We start from the raw sequence: 21,420 nt of genomic DNA, 5'->3' as shown, positions 1-21,420 counted from the left end.
AACATTTGGCGTCAAACAGCTGCATTGATCGGCATCTGTTCTACACAAAGAGTGAATTAGCTTTGCACCGCAAACCAGCTAAAGGCCTTTGAAATCCAAGGAATTTTGGCCTCTGAAATCTGGCGATCCCGGCAGGATTCGAACCTGCAACCCGCGGAGTAGAAATCCGCTACTCTATCCAGTTGAGCTACGGGACCGTGGCGGCCTTGTAGCACCGCCAATATGAAAAATCCGCCTTTCCGCCAAGTCCGGCCGAACCGATTTTTGTGGTCGAGCGACAAAGGCGAGCAGGGACCCGCCCTGCGTTGGCCTGTCCAGCCCGTCGCGCCGCACGATGCTGCCGCCGGGGCTGGTCAAAGGAATGTCGGCAATGCGATCTGCGACGTTTTCGTCCGTTCATGTCCGCGCCTTCACTCCGTCACCTTTTCGCGCATTTTTGGCCCCAACGCGGCGTTCGACCGCGGGGCGTTCAGGAGCTCCATCATGATCGGATTGGTTCGTGCCGCCACGATATGCGCCACGCTGCTGCTCGCCCTGGTGAGCGCCCAGGCCGCGGACAAGGCCTTCAAGCGCGACGATCTCGCCGATTCCGCGATCAAGCTGGAAGCCCAGATCAAGAGCGAGGCCGGCGCGGTCAACAAATCGGCCGCGACCCTGCGCACCGACGCCGACGCCGCCTTCAAGCGCAATGATTTCCGCGGCGGGCTGCAGATCCTCGGCCAGATCGCGGCGACCACGCCGGAGGACGGCGCCAACTGGCTGCGCCTCGCCCGGACGATCTTCCAGATCCGGTCGGCGAGCTCCAGCGAACAGACGTTTCTGATGGAGCGCGCCTCGACCGCCGCCTACATCGCCTATCAGCGCGCCGGCAATGCGGGCGAGGAGGCGGACGCGCTCGCCGTGCTCGGCAAAGCGCTTGCCGAGCGCAAGCTGTGGCGCCCGGCGCTGGACAGCTTGCGGCTGTCGCTCGACATGCGTGAGGTCGCCGACGTCCGCGGCCAGTACGAGAAGATGCGCGACGAGCACGGTTTCCGGCTGCTCGATTATACCGTCGATTCCGACGCGGCCTCGCCGCGGGCCTGCTTCCAGTTCTCCGAGGAGCTCGCCAAGCGCGTCGACTTCGCGCCCTATCTGGCGCTCGCCGGCACCGACAAGCCGGCCTTGTCGGCGGAAGGCCAGCAGCTCTGCGTCGACGGGCTGAAGCACGGCGAGCGGTACAACATCAATCTGCGCGCCGGCCTGCCTTCGACCGTCAAGGAGACCCTGCCGAAATCGGCCGAGTTCAACATCTATGTCCGCGACCGCAAGCCGTTCGTGCGGTTCACCGGGCGGGCCTATGTGCTGCCGCGGACCGGACAGCGCGGTATCCCGGTGGTCAGCGTCAACACGCCGGCGGTCAAGGTCGACGTCTTCCGGATCGGCGACCGCAACCTGATCAACACGGTGATCGACAGCGACTTCCAGAGCACGCTGAGCCGCTACCAGCTCTCCGATCTCGGCGACCAGCGCGGCGTCAAGGTGTGGTCGGGCGAGCTTGCGACCGCCACGACGCTGAATCAGGACGTCGTCACGGCATTTCCGGTCGACCAGGCGCTCGGCGACCTGCAGCCCGGTGTCTATGTCATGACCGCCGCGGCCAAGGGGCCGGGCACCGACGACGACGGCACACTGGCGACGCAATGGTTCATCGTCTCGGACATGGGCCTGTCGGCCTTCTCCGGCAATGACGGTATCCACGTCTTCGTCAACTCGCTGGCTTCCACCGAACCGGTCGCCAACGCCGATGTGAAGCTGGTCGCCCGCAACAACGAGATCCTGGCCACCCGCAAGACCGATGCCGCCGGCCACGTGCTGTTCGAGCAAGGCCTGGCCCGCGGCGAGGGAGGGTTGTCGCCGGCGTTGCTGACGGTCATGGGCGAGAAGGCCGACTACGCCTTCCTGAGCCTGAAGACCAATGCGTTCGATCTCACCGACCGCGGCGTTGCGGGCCGGGCGATCCCGGCCGGCGCGGACGCCTTCGTCTACGCCGAGCGTGGCGTCTACCGCTCCAACGAGACCGTCTATCTGACCGCGCTGCTGCGCGACGGGCAGGGCAACGCCCTGACCGGGACGCCGCTCACCATGGTGATCGAGCGCCCCGACGGCGTCGAATTCCGCCGTGCCGTGCTGCCCGACCAGGGCGCCGGCGGCCGCATGCTGGCGGTGGCGCTCAATTCGGCGGTGCCGACCGGCACCTGGCGCGCCCGCGTCTTTACCGATCCGAAGGGCTCCTCGGTCGGCGAGACCACCTTCATGGTCGAGGATTACATCCCCGAACGGGTCGAATTCGATCTGACCAGCAAGGAGAAGGTGATCAAAGCTGAAGTTCCAGTGGAACTTCAGGTCTCCGGCCACTTCCTCTACGGCGCGCCGGCCTCGGGCCTGCAGCTCGAGGGCGACATGCTGGTGGCGCCCGCGGCGAACGGTCGGCCCGGTTATGTCGGCTATCAGTTCGGCGTCGACGACGAGCCGACCGCGAGCAACGAGCGGACCCCGATCGAGGACCTGCCGGAGGCCGATGCCAACGGCGCGGCGACGTTCCCGGTGAAGCTCGAGAAGGTGCCGACCTCGACCCGCCCACAGGAGGCCCAGATCTACATCCGCATGGCGGAGACCGGCGGCCGCTCGGTGGAGCGCAAGATCGTACTGCCGGTGGCCCCGGTGGCCTCGCTGATCGGCGTCAAGCCGCTATTCGGCGACAAGAGCGTGGCCGAGGGCGACAAGGCCGAGTTCGACGTCGTGTTCGTCGCGCCCGACGGCAAGCAGCTGCCGCGCAACGGGCTGCGCTACGAGCTGTTGAAGCTCGAGTCGCGTTACCAGTGGTACCGGCAGAATTCGTCCTGGCAGTATGAGCCGGTCAAGTCGACCCGCCGCGTTGCCGATGGCGACGTCAACCTTGCCGCCGACAAGCCGATGCGCCTGACCTTCCAGCCGCAGCCCGGCCGCTACCGGCTCGATGTGAAATCGACCGATGCCGACGGTCCGGTGACTTCGGTGCAGTTCGATGTCGGCTGGTATTCCGACGGCAGTGCCGACACGCCCGACCTGCTGGAAACCTCGATCGACAAGCCGGAATATCAATCCGGCGACACCATGACGGTGTCGGTCAACGCGCGCACATCAGGCAAGCTGACGGTCTATGTGCTTGGCGACCGCCTGCTGACCACCCAAAGCGTCGACGTCAAGGAGGGTACCCAGCAGGTCAAGCTCCCCGTCGGCAAGGATTGGGGCACCGGCGCCTATGTCATGACGACGCTGCGTCGTCCGCTCGATGCCGCCGCCGGGCGCATGCCCGGCCGCGCGATCGGGCTGAAATGGTTCGGCATCGACAAGAAGGCGCGCACGCTTGCCGTCGAACTGTCGCCGCCCGCGTTGGTGCGGCCGGCCTCGACGCTGAAGATCCCGGTCAAGCTCGGCGGCCTCAATCCCGGCGAGGACGCCAAGGTGGTGCTGGCCGCGGTCGATGTCGGCATTCTCAATTTGACCAATTACAAGCCGCCGGCGCCGGACGACTACTATCTCGGTCAGCGCCGCCTGACCGCCGAGATCCGCGACCTCTACGGCCAGCTGATCGACGGCATGCAGGGCACCCGCGGCCAGATCCGCAGCGGCGGCGACTCCGCCGGCGCCGAGCTGCAGGGCTCGCCGCCGACGCAGAAGCCGCTGGCGCTCTATTCCGGCATCGTCACGGTCGGGCCTGACGGCACTGCCGAGGTGAGCTTCGACATCCCGGAATTCGCCGGCACCGCGCGGGTGATGGCGGTGGCGTGGAGCGCAACCAAGGTTGGCCGCGCCAATGTCGACGTGATCGTGCGCGATCCCGTGGTGGTGACCGCGACATTGCCGCGCTTCCTGCTGACCGGTGACAAGGGCACCATCAGCATGGATATCGACAATGTCGAAGGCGCAGCAGGCAACTACGCCATCAGCGTCAAGGCGAGCGGCCCGATCAAGGCTTCGGGCAATTCGACCACGACGGTGAAGCTCGCCGCCAAGCAGCGCTCCTCGCTGTCGCTGGGCCTCGAGGCCGGCGGCGCCGGACGTGCCGAGTTCGACGTCGACATCTCCGGGCCGAACGGGCTGACGCTGGCGCGGCATTATGCGCTCGACGTCAAGCCGGCGACGCAAGTCCTGGCGCGCCGCTCGATCCGCACGCTGGCGAAGGGCGAGAGCCTGACACTGACCTCGGACATGTTCTCCGATCTCGTGCCGGGCACCGGCAGCGTGTCGGTCTCGGCGAGCCTGTCGACCGCGCTCGATGCCGCGAGCATTCTGAAGGCGCTAGACCGCTACCCCTATGGCTGCTCCGAGCAGATCACGAGCCGCGCGCTGCCGCTGCTTTATGTCAACGATCTCGCCGCCGGCGCCCATCTCGCGATGGACACAGCAGTCGACCAGCGCATCCGCGACGCGATCGAACGGCTCCTCGCTCGGCAAGGCTCGAACGGTTCGTTCGGCCTGTGGTCGGCGGGCGGCGACGATGCCTGGCTCGATGCCTACGTCACAGACTTCCTGACCCGGGCCCGCGAAAAGGGCTTTGCGGTGCCGGACGTGCTGTTCAAGAACGCGCTCGACCGCGTCAGGAACTCGGTGGTCAATGCCAACGAGCCGGAGAAGGACGGCGGCCGCGATCTGGCCTACGGCCTCTACGTGCTCGCGCGCAACGGCGCAGCACCGATCGGTGATCTGCGCTATCTCGCCGACACCAAGCTGAACAATCTGGCGACCCCGATCTCCAAGGCCCAACTTGCCGCGGCGCTGGCGCTGGTCGGCGACAAGGCGAGGGCCGAGCGGGTCTATGGTGCCGCGCTCGATGCGCTGAACCCGAAACCCGTGATCGAGTTCGGCCGGGTCGACTACGGCTCGGCATTGCGCGACGCTGCTGCGCTGGTCTCGCTTGCCGGCGAGGGCAATGCACCGCGCACCACGCTGACGCAGGCCGTGCTGCGGGTCGAGGCGGCGCGGGGACTGTCGCCCTACACCTCGACGCAGGAAAATGCGTGGATGGTGCTGGCGGCGCGGGCGCTCGCCAAGGAAACGCTGGCGCTCGATATCAACGGCCAGCCGGTCAAGACCGCGGTCTATCGCAGCTACAAGGCCGAGGAGATGACCGGCCAGCCGCTCAGGATCACCAACACCGGAGACGCACCTGTGCAGGCGGTGATCTCGGTGTCGGGCTCGCCGGTCACGCCGGAGCCGGCGGCCTCCAACGGTTTCAAGATCGAGCGCAGCTATTTCACGCTCGATGGCAAGCCGGCCGATGTCGCCAAGGCGAAACAGAATGACCGCTTCGCGGTTGTCCTGAAGGTCACGGAAGCAAAACCGGAATTTGGGCACATCATGGTGGCCGACTATCTGCCGGCCGGGCTCGAGATCGACAACCCGAACCTGGTGTCGTCGGGCGACTCCGGTACGCTCGCGTGGATCGAGGACGGCGTCGAGCCGAAGAACACCGAGTTCCGCGATGACCGCTTCACGGCGGCGATCGACCGGGGCGCCAATGACAAATCGGTGTTTACGGTCGCCTATGTCGTGCGCGCGGTGTCGCCGGGCAAATATGTGCTGCCGCAGGCCTATGTCGAGGACATGTACAATCCCTCGCGCTACGGCCGCAGCGGAACCGGCGCAGTTGAGGTGAAGCCGGCGAAATGAGTAGAACGTTGAGGACAGCACCGGTACGCGGATCGCGCTGGCCACGGATCAAGACGGTCCTTGCGATCTGTGCCGTCGCGACGCTGTGCGCAGCCGGCGCCTTCGCCGCCTGGGTCGTGTCGCTCGGGCCGCTGCCGCTCGACAAGGCCCAGCAGGTCTCGACCACGGTGATCGATCGCAACGGCAAGCTGCTCCGCGCCTATGCGATGGCGGACGGGCGCTGGCGGCTGCCGGTCGACGCCAAGACGTCCGTCGATCCCGCCTATCTGAAGCTCTTGTTCGCCTATGAGGACAAGCGCTTCTATGAGCATCACGGCATCGATCCGCTGGCGCTGTCGCGCGCCGCATTCCAGCTGCTCACGAGCGGCCATATCGTCTCGGGCGGTTCGACGATCACGATGCAGCTGGCGCGGCTGATCGAGCCGCGCCACCAGCGCTCGGTCTACGCAAAGCTGCGGCAGATGGTGCGCGCGGTCGAACTGGAGCGGCAGCTTTCGAAGGACCAGATCCTCGATCTCTATCTTGCGCTGGCGCCGTTCGGCGGCAATCTCGAGGGCATCCGCGCCGCCTCGATCGCCTATTTCGGCAAGGAGCCGAAGCGGCTGTCGCTCGCCGAGGCCGCGCTGCTGGTGGCGCTGCCGCAATCGCCGGAGCGGCGGCGGCTCGACCGTTACCCGGACGCCGCCCACGCCGCGCGCGACCGCGTGCTCGAGCGCATGGTCGAGGATGGCGTGGTGTCGAAGGACGATGCCGCGCAGGCAACGGCGACGGCGGTGCCGAAGATGCGCAAGCAGATTCCGATCCTGGCGCCGCATTCGTCCGATCAGGCGATCGCGACGATGAAGGATGCGCCCGTCGTCAAGCTGACGCTCGACGCCACGCTGCAACGGAACCTGGAGGCGCTGGCGCGCGACCGCGCCATCGCGCAGGGGCCTGACGTCTCGGTCGCGATCGTCGTGGTCGACAATGAGACGGGCGATGTGCTCGCGCGCGTCGGCTCGGCGGATTATTTCGACGAGCGGCGGGCCGGGCAGGTCGACATGACGCGCGCCGTGCGCTCGCCGGGCTCGACCTTGAAGCCGTTCATCTATGGCCTTGCCTTCGAGGATGGCTTTGTCCATCCCGACAGCCTGATCGAGGACCGGCCGATCCGCTTCGGCACCTACGCGCCGGAAAATTTCGACATGACGTTCCAGGGCACGGTGCCGATCCGCAAGGCGCTGCAATTGTCGCTGAACGTGCCGGCGATCGCGCTACTCGACCGGGTCGGTGCCAGCCGGCTGTCGTCGCGGCTGAAGCAGGCCGGCACCAGTCTCGTGTTGCCGAAGGACGAGGCTCCGGGCCTTGCGATGGGTCTCGGCGGTGTCGGCATCACGCTGCAGGATCTCGCCCAGCTCTATTCCGGCCTGGCGCGGCTTGGCGCGACCAAGCCGCTGCGCGAGATCATGCAGGCCAATGACGGCCGCGACACGATGCGGCTGATGGATCAGGCTGCGGCCTGGCAGGTCGGCAACGTCCTGCTCGGCACGCCGCCGCCGGAGAACGGCGTGCACAACCGGATCGCGTTCAAGACCGGAACCAGCTACGGCTATCGCGATGCCTGGTCGGTCGGCTTCGACGGCCGCGTCACGATCGGCGTCTGGGTCGGCCGTCCCGACGGCGCGCCAGTGCCGGGTCTGGTCGGCCGTACGGCCGCGGCGCCGATCCTGTTCGACGCCTTTGCGCGCACCGGCAAAATCCCGGCGGCATTGCCGAAGCCGCCACGCGGCGTTCTGGTCGCCTCCAACGCGAAACTGCCGCCGCCGCTGCGCCGCTTCCGGCCGCTCGGCGAACTGGTCCGTAGCGGCAATGACCAGGCCCCGCACATTCAGTTTCCGCTGAACGGCTCACGCATCGACGTCGATCTATCCGAGGGCGGCCGCAATGCCGCGCTGCCGGTCAAGGTTGCCGGCGGGGTGCTACCACTGACGGTCCTTGTGAACGGTGTCTCAGCCGGGGACATCGACAGCCGGCGCCAGCGCCTGATCGACCCGCCGGGGCCGGGCTTCGCCCGGCTCACCGTGATCGACGCCACAGGGGCCGCGGATACCGTTGTGATCCGCGTGCAATGATCGCACGGGAAAGCGGACCAGTAAGGTCGGAAAGCGGAACAGCACAGTTGTTTGCGCTGCGGTTTCATCGTATGCGAAACCCATGGTGGATGGCCTCCAACCCCGGCGCTTCGGAGCAGGGCAACAGTCTGTAAAACCTGCGCATTCGAGCCGCAGGCTGTTCATGGCGTTCGAGTTCGCAACGGCCAGCCAATGGCGTTCGGTCCTGTTCCTGACGCTGACCTGCCTGGTGCTGTTCCTGCCGGGCTTCTTCACCATCCCGCCGATTGACCGTGACGAGGTCCGCTTTGCCCAGGCGACCAAGCAGATGGTCGAGAGCGGCGATTTCGTCGACATCCGCTTCCAGGACGACGTCCGTTACAAGAAACCGGTCGGCATCTACTGGATGCAGGCGGCGGCGCTGAAGACTGTCTCCGCGCTCGGGGTGCCGCGCGCCCAGGTCCGCATCTGGGTGTACCGCCTGCCGTCCCTGATCGGCGCCATCGGCGCCGTTTTGCTGACCTATTGGACGGCGCTGGCCTTCGTGACGCGGCAGGGGGCGGTGCTGGCCGCCCTGATGATGGCAAGCTGCGTATTGCTCGGGGTCGAAGCCCGGCTCGCCAAGACCGACGCGATGCTGCTGCTGACGGTCACCGCGGCGATGGGCGCGATGGCGCGGGTCTATCTGTCGTGGCAGCGCGGCGAGGACCCCGCGCACCCGTCATGGGTCCCGCCTGCGGTCTTCTGGACGGCGCTGGCGGTCGGCATTCTGCTCAAGGGGCCGCTGATCCTGATGTTCGTCGGCCTTGCGATGGCGGGGCTTGCGATTCTCGACCGGTCGGCGGCCTGGTTCTGGCGCATGCGTCCGGTCTGGGGCCTGATGTGGACCCTGGTGCTGGTGCTGCCGTGGTTCGTGCTGATCTTCCTGCGCGCCGGCGAGACCTTCTTTGCCGACTCGGTCGGCGGCGACATGCTGAGCAAGCTCGGTGCGCAGGAATCCCACGGCGCGCCGCCTGGAATCTATCTGCTGCTGTTCTGGATCACGTTCTGGCCCGGCGCGCCGCTGGCCGGCATGGCGGCGCCTGCGGTTTGGCGCGCGCGGCGCGAGCCCGGCGCGCAGTTCCTGCTGGCGTGGCTGATCCCGTCCTGGATCGTGTTCGAGGCCGTGCTGACCAAGCTGCCGCATTACGTGCTGCCGCTCTATCCGGCGATCGCGATCCTGACCGTCGGTGCGCTGGAGCGGCGCGTGTTGTCGCGTTCGCCCTGGCTGTTGCGGGGCGCCGCCTGGTGGTTCGCGATCCCCGCCTTCGGCGCGGTGCTGGTGATCGTCGGCGCGATCAAGGCGATCCATCAGCCGGTGTTTCCGGCCTGGCCGTTGTTCGCGGTCGCGATGGTGTTCGGCCTGTTCGCGTGGTGGTTGTTCGAGGACAGCCGCGCCGAGCGCTCGCTGCTCAATGCGGTGATTGCCGCGGCGCTGATGGCAGCCGGCACCTATGGCGTGGTGCTGCCGCGGCTCACCACCGTATTTCCGAGCCAGGAGGTCGCACGCGCCTTGCGCAACGTGACCTGCGTCGGCCCGAAGGCGGCAGCCGCCGGGTTCCACGAGCCGAGCCTCGTGTTCATGACCGATACCTCGACGCTGCTCACCGACGGATCGGGCGCCGCGGATTTCCTCGGGCAGGGCTCCTGCCGCTTCGCGCTGGTCGAACAGCGCTCGGAGCGCGCCTTCGTGCAGCGCGCCGAGGCGATCGGCCTGCGCTACAACGCGCCGGTGCGCGTCGAGGGCTACAACATCTCGCAGGGCAAGGCGGTCTCGATCGCGATCTTCCGTTCCGAAGGGACGGAATGACATGCCGGCGCCGCCAGCGACCCCGGAATCCGCCAACTATTTCGGACGATTGCTGACGCTGGTTTGGCTGTCCCTCGCCCAGCTCGTGCGGGCGCCATCGCATTCGCGCCGCGCCGAGGCGGCGCGCCGCTCCGCGCGCCACGGACTTTTGCTCGTCGTCATTGTCGGTGCCGTGATCATCACGCTGATGTATGCGTTCGATGTGACCGAGATCAGTCTGATGCCGCCACGCGGCACGCCGGGTCTCTGGTGGGTGAAGACGCTCACCGATTTCGGCAAGGACGAGTATGTGCTGTGCGCGCTTGGCCTGCTGCTGATCGCGGTCGCGTTGGCGGCGCCTGCGCTGCGCGGCGTGCCGCGCGCCACCTTGCTTGGCCTCGGGACAAGGCTGCAATACCTGTTTCTGTCGGTCGTGCTCTCGGTCGCTGTCGGTGAATTGATCAAGTGGACCGTCGGCCGCGGACGGCCCTTTGTCGGCGGTAAGGCCAATGCCTTCAACTTCCAGCATTTCGCCGGCACCGAGGCCTATTCGAGCTTTCCATCGGGACATTCGATCACCGCGTTCGCGCTGGCCTTTGCCGTGTCCGCGGTGTGGCCGGGCGCGCGGTTCGCGATGCTGGTCTATGCGCTGGTGATCGCCGCGACCCGGCTCGTGCTGCTGGCGCATCATCCAAGCGACGTGGTGGCCGGGGCGCTGGTCGGGGTGATCGGCGCAATGGTCGTGCGCTACTGGTTCGCCGCCCGCCGCCTTGGTTTTGCCATTCATCGCGACGGCACTGTGGTGGCGCTGTCAGGACCGTCGGACGGGCGTCTCAAAAGGGTTGCGAGGAGCGCCTTCGCCCCATAAAAGCGGTCGCCCGACGGTCGGATCGGGCTGGTTCCATCGCCGACAATACCAACCACGAGTGCCGATTTGCCTGCTCCCGACCAGACGCCGGTCGCCGTTTCCATCGTCGTGCCTGTGCGCAACGAGGCGGACAATATCGCGCCGCTGATCGCCGAGATCGCGGCCGCGCTCGACGGACGCTGGGCCTACGAGATCATCTACATCAATGACGGTTCGACCGATGCCACCGGCGAGCGGCTGAGCGCGGTCATGGCCGAGCGGCGCAATCTCCGGCAGCTCCGCCACGCAGTCTCGTCGGGCCAGTCGGCGGCCGTGCGCAGCGGCGTGCGCGCCGCGCGCGGCGGGATCGTGGCGACGCTCGACGGTGACGGGCAGAACAATCCCGCCTTCCTGCCGGACCTGATCGCGGCGGTCGAAAGCGGCAACGGTCGCGTCGGCCTCGCCGCGGGCCAGCGCGTCGGGCGCAAGGACACCGGCTTCAAGAAGCTGCAATCGCGCATCGCCAACACGGTGCGCGGTATCATCCTGCGCGACGGCACCCGCGACACCGGATGCGGTCTGAAGGCGTTTCCGCGCGAGGTGTTTCTGGCGATGCCTTACTTCGACGGGCTGCATCGTTTTCTTCCGGCACTGGTCCGCCGCGAGGGGCTGACGATTGCCTATGTCGACGTCGTCGACCGGCCGCGCCATTCCGGCGTGTCGAACTATGGATTCTTCGACCGGCTCTGGATCGGGATCATGGATCTCGCCGGCGTGTGGTGGCTGATCCGCCGCAAGAAGCCGACGCCGGTCGTCACTGAAGTGGTCGCTGAAGTGCCCGATGTCGCCGGCGTGCCGGGCGTGACCGAGGTGAAGTGATGCTGATTCAGTACGGTCAGGCGTTGAGCGCCTATCTCTACGACGTGTTCATCGCCAAGTTCGACTTCTGGCTGGCGTTCGGCCTGATCGCGCAACTGTTCTTCACCGCGCGCTTCCTCGTGCAGTGGATCTCCAGCGAGCGCGCCGGCCAGAGCGTGGTGCCGATGGCGTTCTGGTTCTTTTCGATGGGCGGTGGCCTGATGACGCTGATCTACGGGCTTGCCAAGCGCGAGCCCGTCATCATCATCGGGCAGGGGCTCGCCACGCTGATCTATATCCGCAACATCATGCTGATCGTGAAGAACCGCGGCCGCGGGTCGAAGACGCTCGATAGCTGATTGCCGTCACCGTCAGCCCGGCATCAATTGCGACCGGATCTGAACCAAGGTCAAAGATTCGCCCCAAGGCGCATGGCATCTACGGCCTGCCGTGGGCGTGGCGGCATCTCGAGACCGTGCCCCAGGGGATGAGGGGCGTTGATGACCAGCCGTGACGAAGCGACGAAAGCGGGTGGTTATTTATCGGGCGTCCGCGATGTTCCGTCGCTTGACGAGCCGCCGCTGACCGGCGAGCGCAAATTGCCTGACCGGCGCGCCGTCAGTTTCCGCTGGATGGCGGGAACGATTCTGATCGGATCCGCGGCCGTCGCTCTTCTTGCTGGCGCGCTTCGCGGGGCGTTTGGCGATCACGCGCGATTCGCAAGCGCGCCGGTCGTGTCACTTCCGCGCTTCGCAGGGCAGGTGGTTGACGAGGCGCGGCGCGGCGATCGTCTCGACCGCAGGCTCGGCTCGCAAGGCAGTTCCGCTGCGCTCAAGATTGAGCAGCTGAGCGATGCCGGCGCGGTCCGTCGATTTACCCGCGTGTCAGCGCGGCTCGCGGAGATCGATCTCGAACCACGACAGGAAGCGCGGGGAGACGAAAAGGACGACGCGCGACCGGGCTCGCAACGCGACCTGCTGTCGGAACTGCCAGCCATCATACGGACAGGTCCATCGCGCCGCCCACTGCCGGGCGGCACCAGCGCCTATGCTGACGGTGAGGACGTGCCGCATCCGCCGGCTCCGATAGGTGAGGCTGTCAACGTCACCAACCTTCCGAAGTCTCCTTCGTCGTCGCGTCACCGGCGACATGTCGTTATCGCGAGAAGCGGCGACACGCTGGCCGCCATTCTGCGGGCGCTGACGGCGGCCGCGGAGGACGCGCCGGCGATCCTCGCCGCCTTCCCATCGCCGGGCGCTCGAGAGAGTCTGTCCGGTGGCGACAAAATCACGGTCATCGAACAAGGCGGAGACGCCGGTTCGGCGCGCGGCCATGTCGCGAAGGTGTCGATCGAACGGGCCGGCTCCAATGTGTCCGCCGTCGGTCGCACCGATGGCGGCCAATACCGGGCGATCGTGCCGGAACAGCCCGACATTGCCGTGCGGAGCGATAGCCCGCTGCGTGAGTCGATCGATACGCATTCCGTTCCGGGCGAAACGCTCCGTGACGGCCTTAACGCGCTTGCGCGCTCCAACCACGTCGATCAGGGAATCGTTGCTGAACTGATGCGGCTCTGTGGTCGCGATTTCGATCTCGACGAGCCGCTCGGCGACGCCGATGTGGCTGAGATCATCTACGCGCCGAACGACATCGGTCAGCCGGAGTTGGTCTTCATTGACTTGACGGCGGGCGGGCAGGCCCGCCGGTACTATCGCTTCACGGCGCCGGACGATAACAGCTCCGATTTCTATGATGAGACCGGCCAGTCCATCACCAAATTCCTGTTGCGCAAGCCGGTCGTGAGCGGGCGGCTCGGCGACGGCTTTGGCTGGCGGATTCATCCGATCCTTGGCGACCGCCGCTTCCATGAGGGCGTCGATTATGCGGCGCCCTATGGGTCGCCCATCGCGGCCGCCGGCGCCGGCGTCGTCGAGACCGAAGGGTACGAACGGGGGTACGGGAAATATATCCGCGTGCGGCACGACCGCGGCTATGAGACGACCTATGCCCACGTCGCGAGCTTCCCGTCCGGGCTGAAGATCGGCGACCGCGTTCGTCAGGGCGAGACGATTGCCTTTGTCGGATCGACCGGGCTCTCGACCGGACCACATCTCTATTACGAGGTGCGGATCAACGGCCGCAACGTCGATCCGCTTCGGATGAAGCTCTCAGGCGGCCGGCTGCTGCAAGGCGACCTGCTTGGGGCCTTCGATCGCCAGCGTGACAGCATCAACCAACTCGCCGCCGTCTCCGCGCTTCCACAGCGGCGTTTCGGCTCCGAACATCGGCCGCCGACATAGCGAGCGCAGATCGCATCAGGCCATGTCGCCGTCGCGGGCCTTGCAGGGGTCAGGAGCCCGGAGAGCTCGAAGGCACGGGCGCCGCAACGTCGGTCGTCGCCATCGTGCTCTCGCGATCGGCGGCGGTCTCGCCGGCGGCATCGAGTACGGGATAGGCGACCGAGCAGATGTGCGAATGGATGCGGCGAAGGTCGCGCAGCACGTCGAGATGCAGCGAAGTGGTCTCGATGGTTTCGGGCCGGCCTTCGCGCAGGCGCTCCAGATGACGCTCGACGGCGGCCAATTCGGCCGCGCGCAGCGCCGCCTTCTCGGTGAGCAGCTTGCGCGCCTCGTTGGCGTCGCCCGACATGAACACGCCGAATGCGATCCGCAGCGAGTCGATCGTGCGCTTGTGGAATGCCGACAGTTCCTCGGCGCCTTCGGTGGAGAATTGCAGGCGATGCTTGATCTTCTTGGTCGCGAGCTCGCTCAGGTTCTTGTCGACGATGTCGCCGATATGTTCGAGATTGATCGCGAACGCGACGATCTCCATCGCGCGCTGGCCCTCGCGCTCGTCCAGGCTGCCGCGGGTGAGTTTCGTGACGTAAAGCTTGATCGCCTCGTTCAGCCGGTCGACGGTGTTGTCCATCTTCGACACCTGGTCGACCAGGGCGCGATCGTTGGTCAGCATCGCCGCCATCACCTTGCGCAGCATGGCCTCGGTGTGATCGCCCATATGCAGCACCTCGCGCGCCGCATCGGCCAGCGCCAGTGAAGGCGTCTCCAGCGCGCTCTCGTCGAGATAGCGCGGCCGTGATGGATCGGTCTCCTGCGCTCGCTTCGGCAACAGACGCTCGAGCAGCCGCGCCATGTGATCGAGCACGCCGATGAACAGCAGCGCGGTCGCAACGTTGAAGGCGATGTGGAACAGCGCAGTCGCCTTGGCGAGATCGGGCTGCCAGGCGTAGATGATCTCGGTGATCGGGCGCAGGAACGGCGCCACCAGCAGGATGCCGACGACGCGGTTGACGAGGTTGCCGACCGGCAGCCGGTAGCTCGCCGGGTTGTCGCGCCGCGCGCCCTCCAGCAACGGATTGATGGCGCTGCCGAGGTTGGCGCCGAGCACCAGGGCAAATGCGGCATAGGGCGAGATGAACTGGGAAAAGGCCAGCGACATCACCAGCAGCACGCTGGCGACACTGGAATGGACCAGCCAGGTGACGACGGCGCCGATCAGGATGCAGAGCACCGGATCGCCGGTGATCGCGCCCAGGAACACGCGCACGCCCGGGGCATTCTCGGCGGGCGCCATCGTATCGAGCAGGATGTGCAGCGCCAGCAGCATCAGGCCGAGGCCGATCGAGACGCGGCCGAGATCCTTGATCCGGGAGCGCGGTCCGCTGCGGAACGCGACGAGGCCGACAATGAACAGAACCGGCGCGATGGCGGCGACGTTGAACGACAGCACCTGCACGATCAGCGTGGTGCCGATATTGGCGCCGAGCATGATCGCGAGCGCCGGCACCAGGCTGACGATCTCTTCGGCGGCGAAGGAACTGGTGATCAGGGCTGTCGCGGTCGAACTCTGGAGCAGGGCGGTCAGGCCGAGACCGGCGCCAAGGGCGGTAAAGCGGTTGCGCAGCGCCCGGGCGAGCAGCAACCGCAAATCCGGCCCGAAGGCACGCAGAATCCCGCTATGGACCATGTGCAGGCCCCACAGCAGGAGCGCCACGCCCCCCATCAGATCGAGCAGAACAATGCTTCCCATGCTTCCTGGCATCCCGGCGAATTCGAGTCGAAAGGATATAGGTATCGTCTATCGACTGGCGATCAACCCCTTTTTGTTCTCATGCGAGCCCGGGCGGGAGCGACGCACGCAGCTGAGTGGATTGGCCCATCGGGAGAGCGTTATGCGACCTGCAGCGACAATTCTCAACTATTCAATCTTTGATTGAAGCAAGCTTCTGGGGCCCCGACGAGGGCGCCCCGGGTAAACGAATCTCGAACGCGACCGCTCAATTGCGATCGGTTCCGCTAGGCAGTTTCCAATCTTTCCCGGTTATGACGATAGGCCAGGAAGTTGCCCAGAAAGGCTTGGGGATCAGAATGTTTATGAATCGCCGCAAGAGCGAACGCCGCCCGTGCCGGAGCGTCGCCAAAATTCAGCTGGGCACAGGGTCGCTGCCACGCGACTGCATGATCACCGATATTTCGGCCGGCGGCGTCAAGGTGATCGCCGAATATCTGGAGATCCCGCCGGAATTCACCATCATCCTGTCGACCGGCAGTCCGCGTCAGTGCCGGCTGGCCTGGCAAATCGGGCACGAGTTCGGCGCCCAGTTCGTCGACTGAACCAGCGATTTCGCTGCTTTCTCGCCGGGCGTCCGGCACCGGATCTGGGCCGGATGACGGCGACATGATGGCATCCTTAACCGGACCTTAGGGTTAAGCTGTGAGCATCCCGGAACCTTCGCCGTTCCGAGTCTCGCTTTATGTTTGAGAAATTACCCCGACCCTCAGGCCGCGCGCGCCGTCTCGCGGGCACGGTATCTGCCGCGATCCTGCTGATCGGGTTGTCCGCCTGTCAAACCTCCGGCCCGTCTGACATCACCGGCTCATTGGGCGACACGGCGGAGGCCACGCCGGCACCCGCCGATCCGCGGCGCGACATCGCGACCTACCACGAGCGCGTCCGCGCCAACCCGAAAGACACCGACGCTGCGCTGAAATACGCCCGGGCATTGCGCGCCACCGGACAGCGGGCCCAGGCGGTCGCCGTCATGGAGCAGGCGGTGTTGGCGCAGCCCAGCAACAAGGCACTGCTCGCGGGTTACGGACGGGCGCTCGCCGACAACGGCAATTTCCAGCAGGCATTCGACGTGCTCGGGCGCGCGCATACGCCGGAAGATCCGGACTGGCGCATCCTGTCGGCGCAGGGCGCCGTGCTCGATCAGCTCGATCGCCACGACGAGGCGCGGCAGTACTATGCGAGTGCGCTGAAGATCGTGCCTGACGATCCGTCAGTGCTCTCCAATATCGGGTTGTCCTATTTGCTGTCGAAGGACCTGCCGAAGGCCGAGGAGACGCTGCGCCGTGCCCGCGAGCGCGCCCCCGGCGACATGCGGGTGCGGACCAATCTCGCCGTCGTGGTTGGCTTGCAGGGCCGCCAGTCCGAGGCGGAAACCATCATGAAGGCCGATCTGACGCCGGAGCAGGGCTCAGCCAACGTCGCCGCGCTGAAACGGCTGTTGGCGCGCAGGGATGCGAGCCGCACCGACGCCGAGAAGATCCCGGTCGCGGCCAGTCGCCGCGACTAGGACGGTTTCAAGCGGGACGCTAGCCGGCGGCCCGGCGCCCGTCGTTTCGGCGCGACTGCAGCTTCTTGAGGATCGGCGACAGGAACGACTCGCGGGCTTCGGCGAGATCGGGGCGGCCGGTGAGGCGCTGCGCGATCTGCAGGAAAGTCCTTGTGGTGCGGTGACGCGCGGAGACTTCCGCGATCATCTGGCCGTTGTTGGCGGCTTCACCGAACAGCCTGCAGTCGAACGGGATCGCCGCGATGGGCTGGCTCTCGATCGTCTTGGCGAAATCCTTGACCTCGATCTCGGGGCGCTTGGACATGCCGACCTGGTTCAGGCAGTAGAGCGGCGGGCGGTCGTTCGGACGCGCGGTCCTCAACAGGTTCATCATGTTCTTGGTGTTGCGCATGTTGGCGAGGTCGGGCTCTGCAACGATCAGGATATCGTCGGCACCGACCAGCACGCGTTTGGTCCAGGCGGTCCATTGATGCGGCACGTCGAGCACGATGCAGGACGTCGTCATGCGCATCGTATCGAAGATGGCATCGAACGCTTCGGCGCCGAAATCGTAGACCTGGTCGAGGGTGGCCGGCGCCGCCAGCAAGCTGAGATGATCGCCGCACTTTGCGAGCAGGCGTTCCATGAACGCGGAGTCCGGACGTTCGGGCGAGAACACGGCGTTGGCGATGCCCTGCACCGGGTCCTGATTGTAGTCCAGGCCGGCGGTACCGAAGGCGAGGTCGAGATCGACGACCACCGAGTCCAGCCCAAGGTCGCGCGCGATGGTCCAGGCGACATTGTGGGCAACGGTCGAAGCGCCGACGCCGCCCTTGGCGCCCGCGACCGCGATCAGGCGGCCGACCGAGACCGCTTCGGAGGCCGAGAACAGGCTGCAGATCGAGCGCACGATGTCGAGCACCTTGACCGGCCCGATGACGTAGTCGTTGACGCCGCGCCGGACCAATTCGCGATACGGCGCAGTCTCGCCGGGCATGCCGAGCACCACGACGCGGGTGCCGGGATCGCAGACCGTGGCGAGCTCGTCGAGACCGGCGAGGAAATCATGATCCGGCTCGGTCTCCAGCATGATGACGTTGGGCGTCGGCGCCTTGTGGTAGGCGTCGATCGCCGCGGCGATGCCGCCCATATGGACCGAGAGATGAGCCTTGGCGAGCCGGCGGTCGTCGGCAGCCGCGCGTGCGTTCGCGGCGGTCGCGACGCTGGCGCAGAACGCCTGCACGGAAATCCGCGGCGCCGGCGCGATGTAATCGTTGGCGTGCTGCGGCTCGTCTTGCTGTTCGGTCATTTCGCGGCGTCGCTCAGCTTGGCTTTCTCGGTTTCGGGGTAGGCGGTCGCGGTCGACTCACCCTTGCGGTATTTATCGAACGCGATCGTACGGCGCGGCGTATAGGCTGCGGTCTCGGTTCGCGGCTGTTCGAGGTCGGACGGATTGGCGACCATCGCGGCAAGGTTACGCTGCGTGGCGCAGCCGAAATTGTCGTACTGTTTGTTCTCGTTGTAGCTCGGATTGTAGATCGAGGGACCGAGGTCGCTCGGCCACACTCCGCAGGGACCGGCGACGGCGGCCATCTTCGGATAGCTCAGCCGAATGGTCGGAAGCGCACGCGGATCATCGAGATGATAGGAGCGCCTGGTGATGGCATGGGCGGGCACGCCCATCGACGCCAGCAGGCCGCGGATCTCCTGATACACCGCCTGTGCCGAGCGCGCGTTCGAGCTGTCGGCCGGCACGTCGATCGCAATCGCGCCGGTGCCTTCGCGGCGCCAGGTGCGCGCCAGCCCCATGACGTCGTCGCGCTGGGTTTCGGTGAGGTTGCCGCGGGCGCGGCCGACGAAGACGACGATCGATTGCTCGCCTTCGGTGACGGCGATCGGATGCCGCTGCCGGTAGTCGTCGGGCACCGTGCCGGTGACGACATCGCTCGTCAGATTGCAGCCGCCGAGCGCGATCGCGCTGACGGCGAGGGCGCCGAACAGCCACAGCGTCCTGGCACGACCGGCTTGTGTGTTGCGTGTCATCATAGGATCCCCCAACCCCTTCAGGTCCGCGCCTCAGTCGATGATGAAGCCGAAATTGACCGGCGTGGCGCCGATCGGCTCGCTGCGGGCGGCAACGCCGTAGATGCGATTGACGCGCGCCAGCAGCGCCGACTGCGCGTCGGAAGCCGGGGCAAATCCGTCGTCGGGACGAGACAGCTCCTTCTGCGCAACGGCGCGCACCACGTAGGGCGTCACGATGACCATGAGCTCGGTCTCGTTGTTGACGAAGTCCTGGCTCCTGAAGAGCTGGCCGAGGATCGGGATCTGATCGACGCCGGGCATGCCGTTGATGGCCTGCTTGGTCTGCTCCTGGATCAAACCGGCCATCGCAATCGAGCCGCCGGAGGGCACCTCCAGCGTGGTGTCGGCGCGGCGGGTCTTGATCGAGGGAATGGTCGTGCCGTTCTGACCGCCGGTCAGGGCGTTCTCCATCGAGACTTCGGAGACCTCGGTCATCACCTTCAGGCTGATCCGTCCCTCGGTCAGCACTACCGGAGTGAAGTTGAGCGAGATGCCGAACTTCTTGAAGCTGACGGTCTGGACGCAATTGCCGATCGTGCCCGACGTCGTCGTCTGGCAGGTGACACCGGTCGGAATCGGAAACTCGCCACCCGAAATGAAGGTCGCCGACTCGCCGGAGATCGCGGTGAGGTTGGGTTCGGCCAGCGTCTTGACGACGCCCGCGCTCTCCATCGCGCGCAGCGTCGCGGTGACGGTCGGTACGCCGAGCTTGTTCAGGGCTGCGCCCGTCAGCCCGTTGCTGGGGGCGAGCGCACCATTATTGGCGGTAAAGGCGTTGGCGTTGTTGAAGACCACCGCGGCGGTGCCGTAGTTCATGTTGGCGCTGAGGTCGACGCCGAGCTGTTTCACGACGTCCCGGCGGACTTCGGCGACGGTGACTTTCAGCATCACCTGGTCGCGGCCGCGGACCACGATGGAATTGACGACCTTGTCGGCGCTGCCGACCAGTTTGGCGGCGATGTCACCGGCCTGCTGGGCCTCGACCGGGCTTGCCACCGTGCCGGTCAGGACGACGCTGTCGCCGACGCCCTCGATCTGGACGCCGGGCAGCATCTGCTTCAGCGCGGCGCGCATGCCGTTGAGGTCGCGCTTGATCGCGATGTCGTAGGAGGCGACCTGGTTGCCGTCGGCGTCGAAGAACACCACGTTGGTCTGGCCGACCGCCGCGCCGATGATATAGGCGCGCTGCGCCGAGCGGATCACGGCGTTGGCGATCTTGGGATCGGCGACCAGAACGTCCTTGGCCTCGCGCGGCAGATCGACCACGACCGACTTGCCAACGCCGAGCGAGACGGAGCGCGTCTTGGCGGCGATGCTGCTCGTCACCGCGACATCCGCGTTCTTGTCGGGATCGGTCGCGCTGGCAAGGGCAGGGATCAGCATCAGCGCAGTGATCGCCGAGAATGACAGCGCGCGGACCAGCGTGGTCGACGTCGCCATTTGTTTCGCACCCGTCGTCATATCGAAGCCCCCATCACTTCTGTGTCGTCAGAGAGCTCGGGATGCCGAAGCGCACCACCTTGATGCTCTCGCCCCGCTTCGGGGCATGGTCTCTGGTCTCGTCGGTCTGTTCGTTGACGTCGGCGATGCTGCGCAGCGCCAGCGCCAGCGTGCCGCTCTGCCGGGCGCGCGCCAGCGTCTCGGCCTGTTCAGGCTTGAGCTCGAGGGTCACGGTCTTGCCGACGAGGGAGTTGTTGCCGTCCTTCTCCTTCGGCGCCTGGTCGATCGCCAGCACGCGGACGTTGGACAGCAGGATTTCAGTGGTAACGATATCGCGGCCGCCTTGCTGGTCTGGATTCTTGTCGCGTCGCGACAGGATCACATCGACGCGGTCGTTCGGCAGAATGAAGCCGCCGGCGCCGGTCTCCGGCGAGATTTCGGTGGAGATCGCGCGCATGCCGGAGGGCAGGATCGCGGCCATGAAGCCGCTTCCATTGGCCTTGACCAGCTTTTGCTCGCGGATCGGTTCGCCGACGATGAAGGGCGCGCGTGCGATCGAACCGATGACGTCGTTCATGGCATTGGCGTTGGCGTCGTGACGGATGAACGCGCTGCTGGCAGTTTCAGCCGGCCAGCGCTGCCACTGGATGTCTTCGGCCTTGACCGATTGACCGAGCCCGATGTCGGACTTTGCGACCAGCACTTCGACGGTCGGCAGTTGCGCGACGGGCGGCGCAAGCGGCGCCGGTTTGCGATCGCCAACGCTCGCGAGATACATGGCCGCGAGGCCTGCGACGCCGGCGATGCCGAGGACCACGATGCGTGCCGTTTTCATGCGATTGTCTGAATGCCCTTCACACAGGGCAGTCGCGTCCTTGCGGCACTGACAGCCCTTCCCGAGGCATCACTACGGCCGCAAAAGTATAAGGGAACTTGATGGAAGGTCCGGACAATTAAGGGATTGGTGGGGATGGTGAACGGCGAGTTATCGGCGCCGTCGCATCTC

Annotated in this window: 14 protein-coding genes and 1 tRNA gene; 9 read left to right on the top strand and 6 right to left on the bottom strand. The window is 66.2% G+C overall.

Features of this window, described 5'->3' with window-relative positions; translation table 11 throughout:
* Positions 1 to 120: 120 nt before the first annotated feature.
* Positions 121 to 197: transfer RNA gene (locus tag ACVWYP_RS26750), tRNA-Arg, on the bottom strand.
* Between the two features lie 286 nt (positions 198 to 483).
* Here ACVWYP_RS26750 and ACVWYP_RS26745 point away from each other — a divergent pair.
* The 7 genes from ACVWYP_RS26745 (at position 484) to ACVWYP_RS26715 (ending at position 13,614) form a co-directional block, all read left to right on the top strand.
* Positions 484 to 5,691, top strand: coding sequence for an alpha-2-macroglobulin family protein (locus tag ACVWYP_RS26745; RefSeq protein ID WP_304495458.1), 5,208 nt, complete (start codon positions 484 to 486; stop codon positions 5,689 to 5,691).
* A complete protein-coding gene (pbpC, locus tag ACVWYP_RS26740; protein ID WP_304495457.1) occupies positions 5,688 to 7,802 on the top strand; it encodes a penicillin-binding protein 1C in 2,115 nt (704 codons plus the stop codon). Before ACVWYP_RS26745 ends, pbpC begins: the two co-directional genes overlap by 4 nt.
* Positions 7,803 to 7,965: 163 nt before the next feature.
* On the top strand, positions 7,966 to 9,630 hold the full coding sequence (locus ACVWYP_RS26735; protein ID WP_304495456.1) for an ArnT family glycosyltransferase: 1,665 nt from the start codon (positions 7,966 to 7,968) through the stop codon (positions 9,628 to 9,630).
* Between the two features lies 1 nt (position 9,631).
* The gene (locus tag ACVWYP_RS26730) at positions 9,632 to 10,477 is read left to right on the top strand and encodes a phosphatase PAP2 family protein (protein ID WP_304495455.1); all 846 of its coding nucleotides are present in this window, start codon (positions 9,632 to 9,634) and stop codon (positions 10,475 to 10,477) included.
* Positions 10,478 to 10,543: 66 nt separating this feature from the next.
* Positions 10,544 to 11,335 carry a glycosyltransferase family 2 protein gene (locus tag ACVWYP_RS26725; protein WP_304495454.1) on the top strand — a complete coding sequence of 264 codons (792 nt, stop codon included), beginning with the start codon at positions 10,544 to 10,546 and terminating at the stop codon, positions 11,333 to 11,335.
* Positions 11,335 to 11,673, top strand: a complete 339-nt coding sequence (locus ACVWYP_RS26720; protein ID WP_016845896.1) for a lipid-A-disaccharide synthase N-terminal domain-containing protein — start codon at positions 11,335 to 11,337, stop codon at positions 11,671 to 11,673. Before ACVWYP_RS26725 ends, ACVWYP_RS26720 begins: the two co-directional genes overlap by 1 nt.
* A gap of 141 nt (positions 11,674 to 11,814) precedes the next feature.
* Complete coding sequence (locus ACVWYP_RS26715) at positions 11,815 to 13,614, top strand: M23 family metallopeptidase (RefSeq protein WP_304495453.1); 1,800 nt, start codon at positions 11,815 to 11,817, stop codon at positions 13,612 to 13,614.
* 49 nt (positions 13,615 to 13,663) lie between these two features.
* On the opposite strand, the gene ACVWYP_RS26710 is transcribed toward ACVWYP_RS26715, so the two are convergent.
* Positions 13,664 to 15,361, bottom strand: coding sequence for a Na/Pi cotransporter family protein (locus ACVWYP_RS26710; protein ID WP_028339753.1), 1,698 nt, complete (start codon positions 15,359 to 15,361; stop codon positions 13,664 to 13,666).
* 338 nt (positions 15,362 to 15,699) lie between these two features.
* Here ACVWYP_RS26710 and ACVWYP_RS26705 point away from each other — a divergent pair, with 338 nt between their 5' ends.
* On the top strand, positions 15,700 to 15,945 hold the full coding sequence (locus tag ACVWYP_RS26705; protein WP_026192789.1) for a PilZ domain-containing protein: 246 nt from the start codon (positions 15,700 to 15,702) through the stop codon (positions 15,943 to 15,945).
* Positions 15,946 to 16,085: 140 nt separating this feature from the next.
* On the top strand, positions 16,086 to 16,910 hold the full coding sequence (locus tag ACVWYP_RS26700) for a tetratricopeptide repeat protein (RefSeq protein ID WP_411780475.1): 825 nt from the start codon (positions 16,086 to 16,088) through the stop codon (positions 16,908 to 16,910).
* 19 nt (positions 16,911 to 16,929) lie between these two features.
* Here the strand turns inward: ACVWYP_RS26700 and ACVWYP_RS26695 are convergent, their stop codons facing one another.
* The 4 genes from ACVWYP_RS26695 to cpaB are packed head-to-tail and all read right to left on the bottom strand — an operon-like array spanning position 16,930 to position 21,249.
* Positions 16,930 to 18,198, bottom strand: coding sequence for an AAA family ATPase (locus ACVWYP_RS26695; RefSeq protein WP_028339755.1), 1,269 nt, complete (start codon positions 18,196 to 18,198; stop codon positions 16,930 to 16,932).
* Positions 18,195 to 18,932, bottom strand: a complete 738-nt coding sequence (locus ACVWYP_RS26690; RefSeq protein ID WP_304500312.1) for a CpaD family pilus assembly protein — start codon at positions 18,930 to 18,932, stop codon at positions 18,195 to 18,197. The genes ACVWYP_RS26695 and ACVWYP_RS26690 overlap by 4 nt, the downstream gene beginning before the upstream one ends.
* Positions 18,933 to 18,965: 33 nt before the next feature.
* Positions 18,966 to 20,414 (bottom strand): type II and III secretion system protein family protein, encoded by a 1,449-nt coding sequence (locus tag ACVWYP_RS26685; protein WP_411780476.1) that lies wholly within the window; start codon positions 20,412 to 20,414, stop codon positions 18,966 to 18,968.
* 34 nt (positions 20,415 to 20,448) lie between these two features.
* A complete protein-coding gene (gene cpaB / locus ACVWYP_RS26680; protein ID WP_304495452.1) occupies positions 20,449 to 21,249 on the bottom strand; it encodes a Flp pilus assembly protein CpaB in 801 nt (266 codons plus the stop codon).
* Positions 21,250 to 21,420: the final 171 nt, after the last annotated feature.

It is taken from the genome of Bradyrhizobium sp. USDA 3262, from assembly GCF_054060035.1.
Note: the sequence above shows the minus strand (reverse complement) of the source record. Positions and strands in the feature narration are given on the sequence as shown.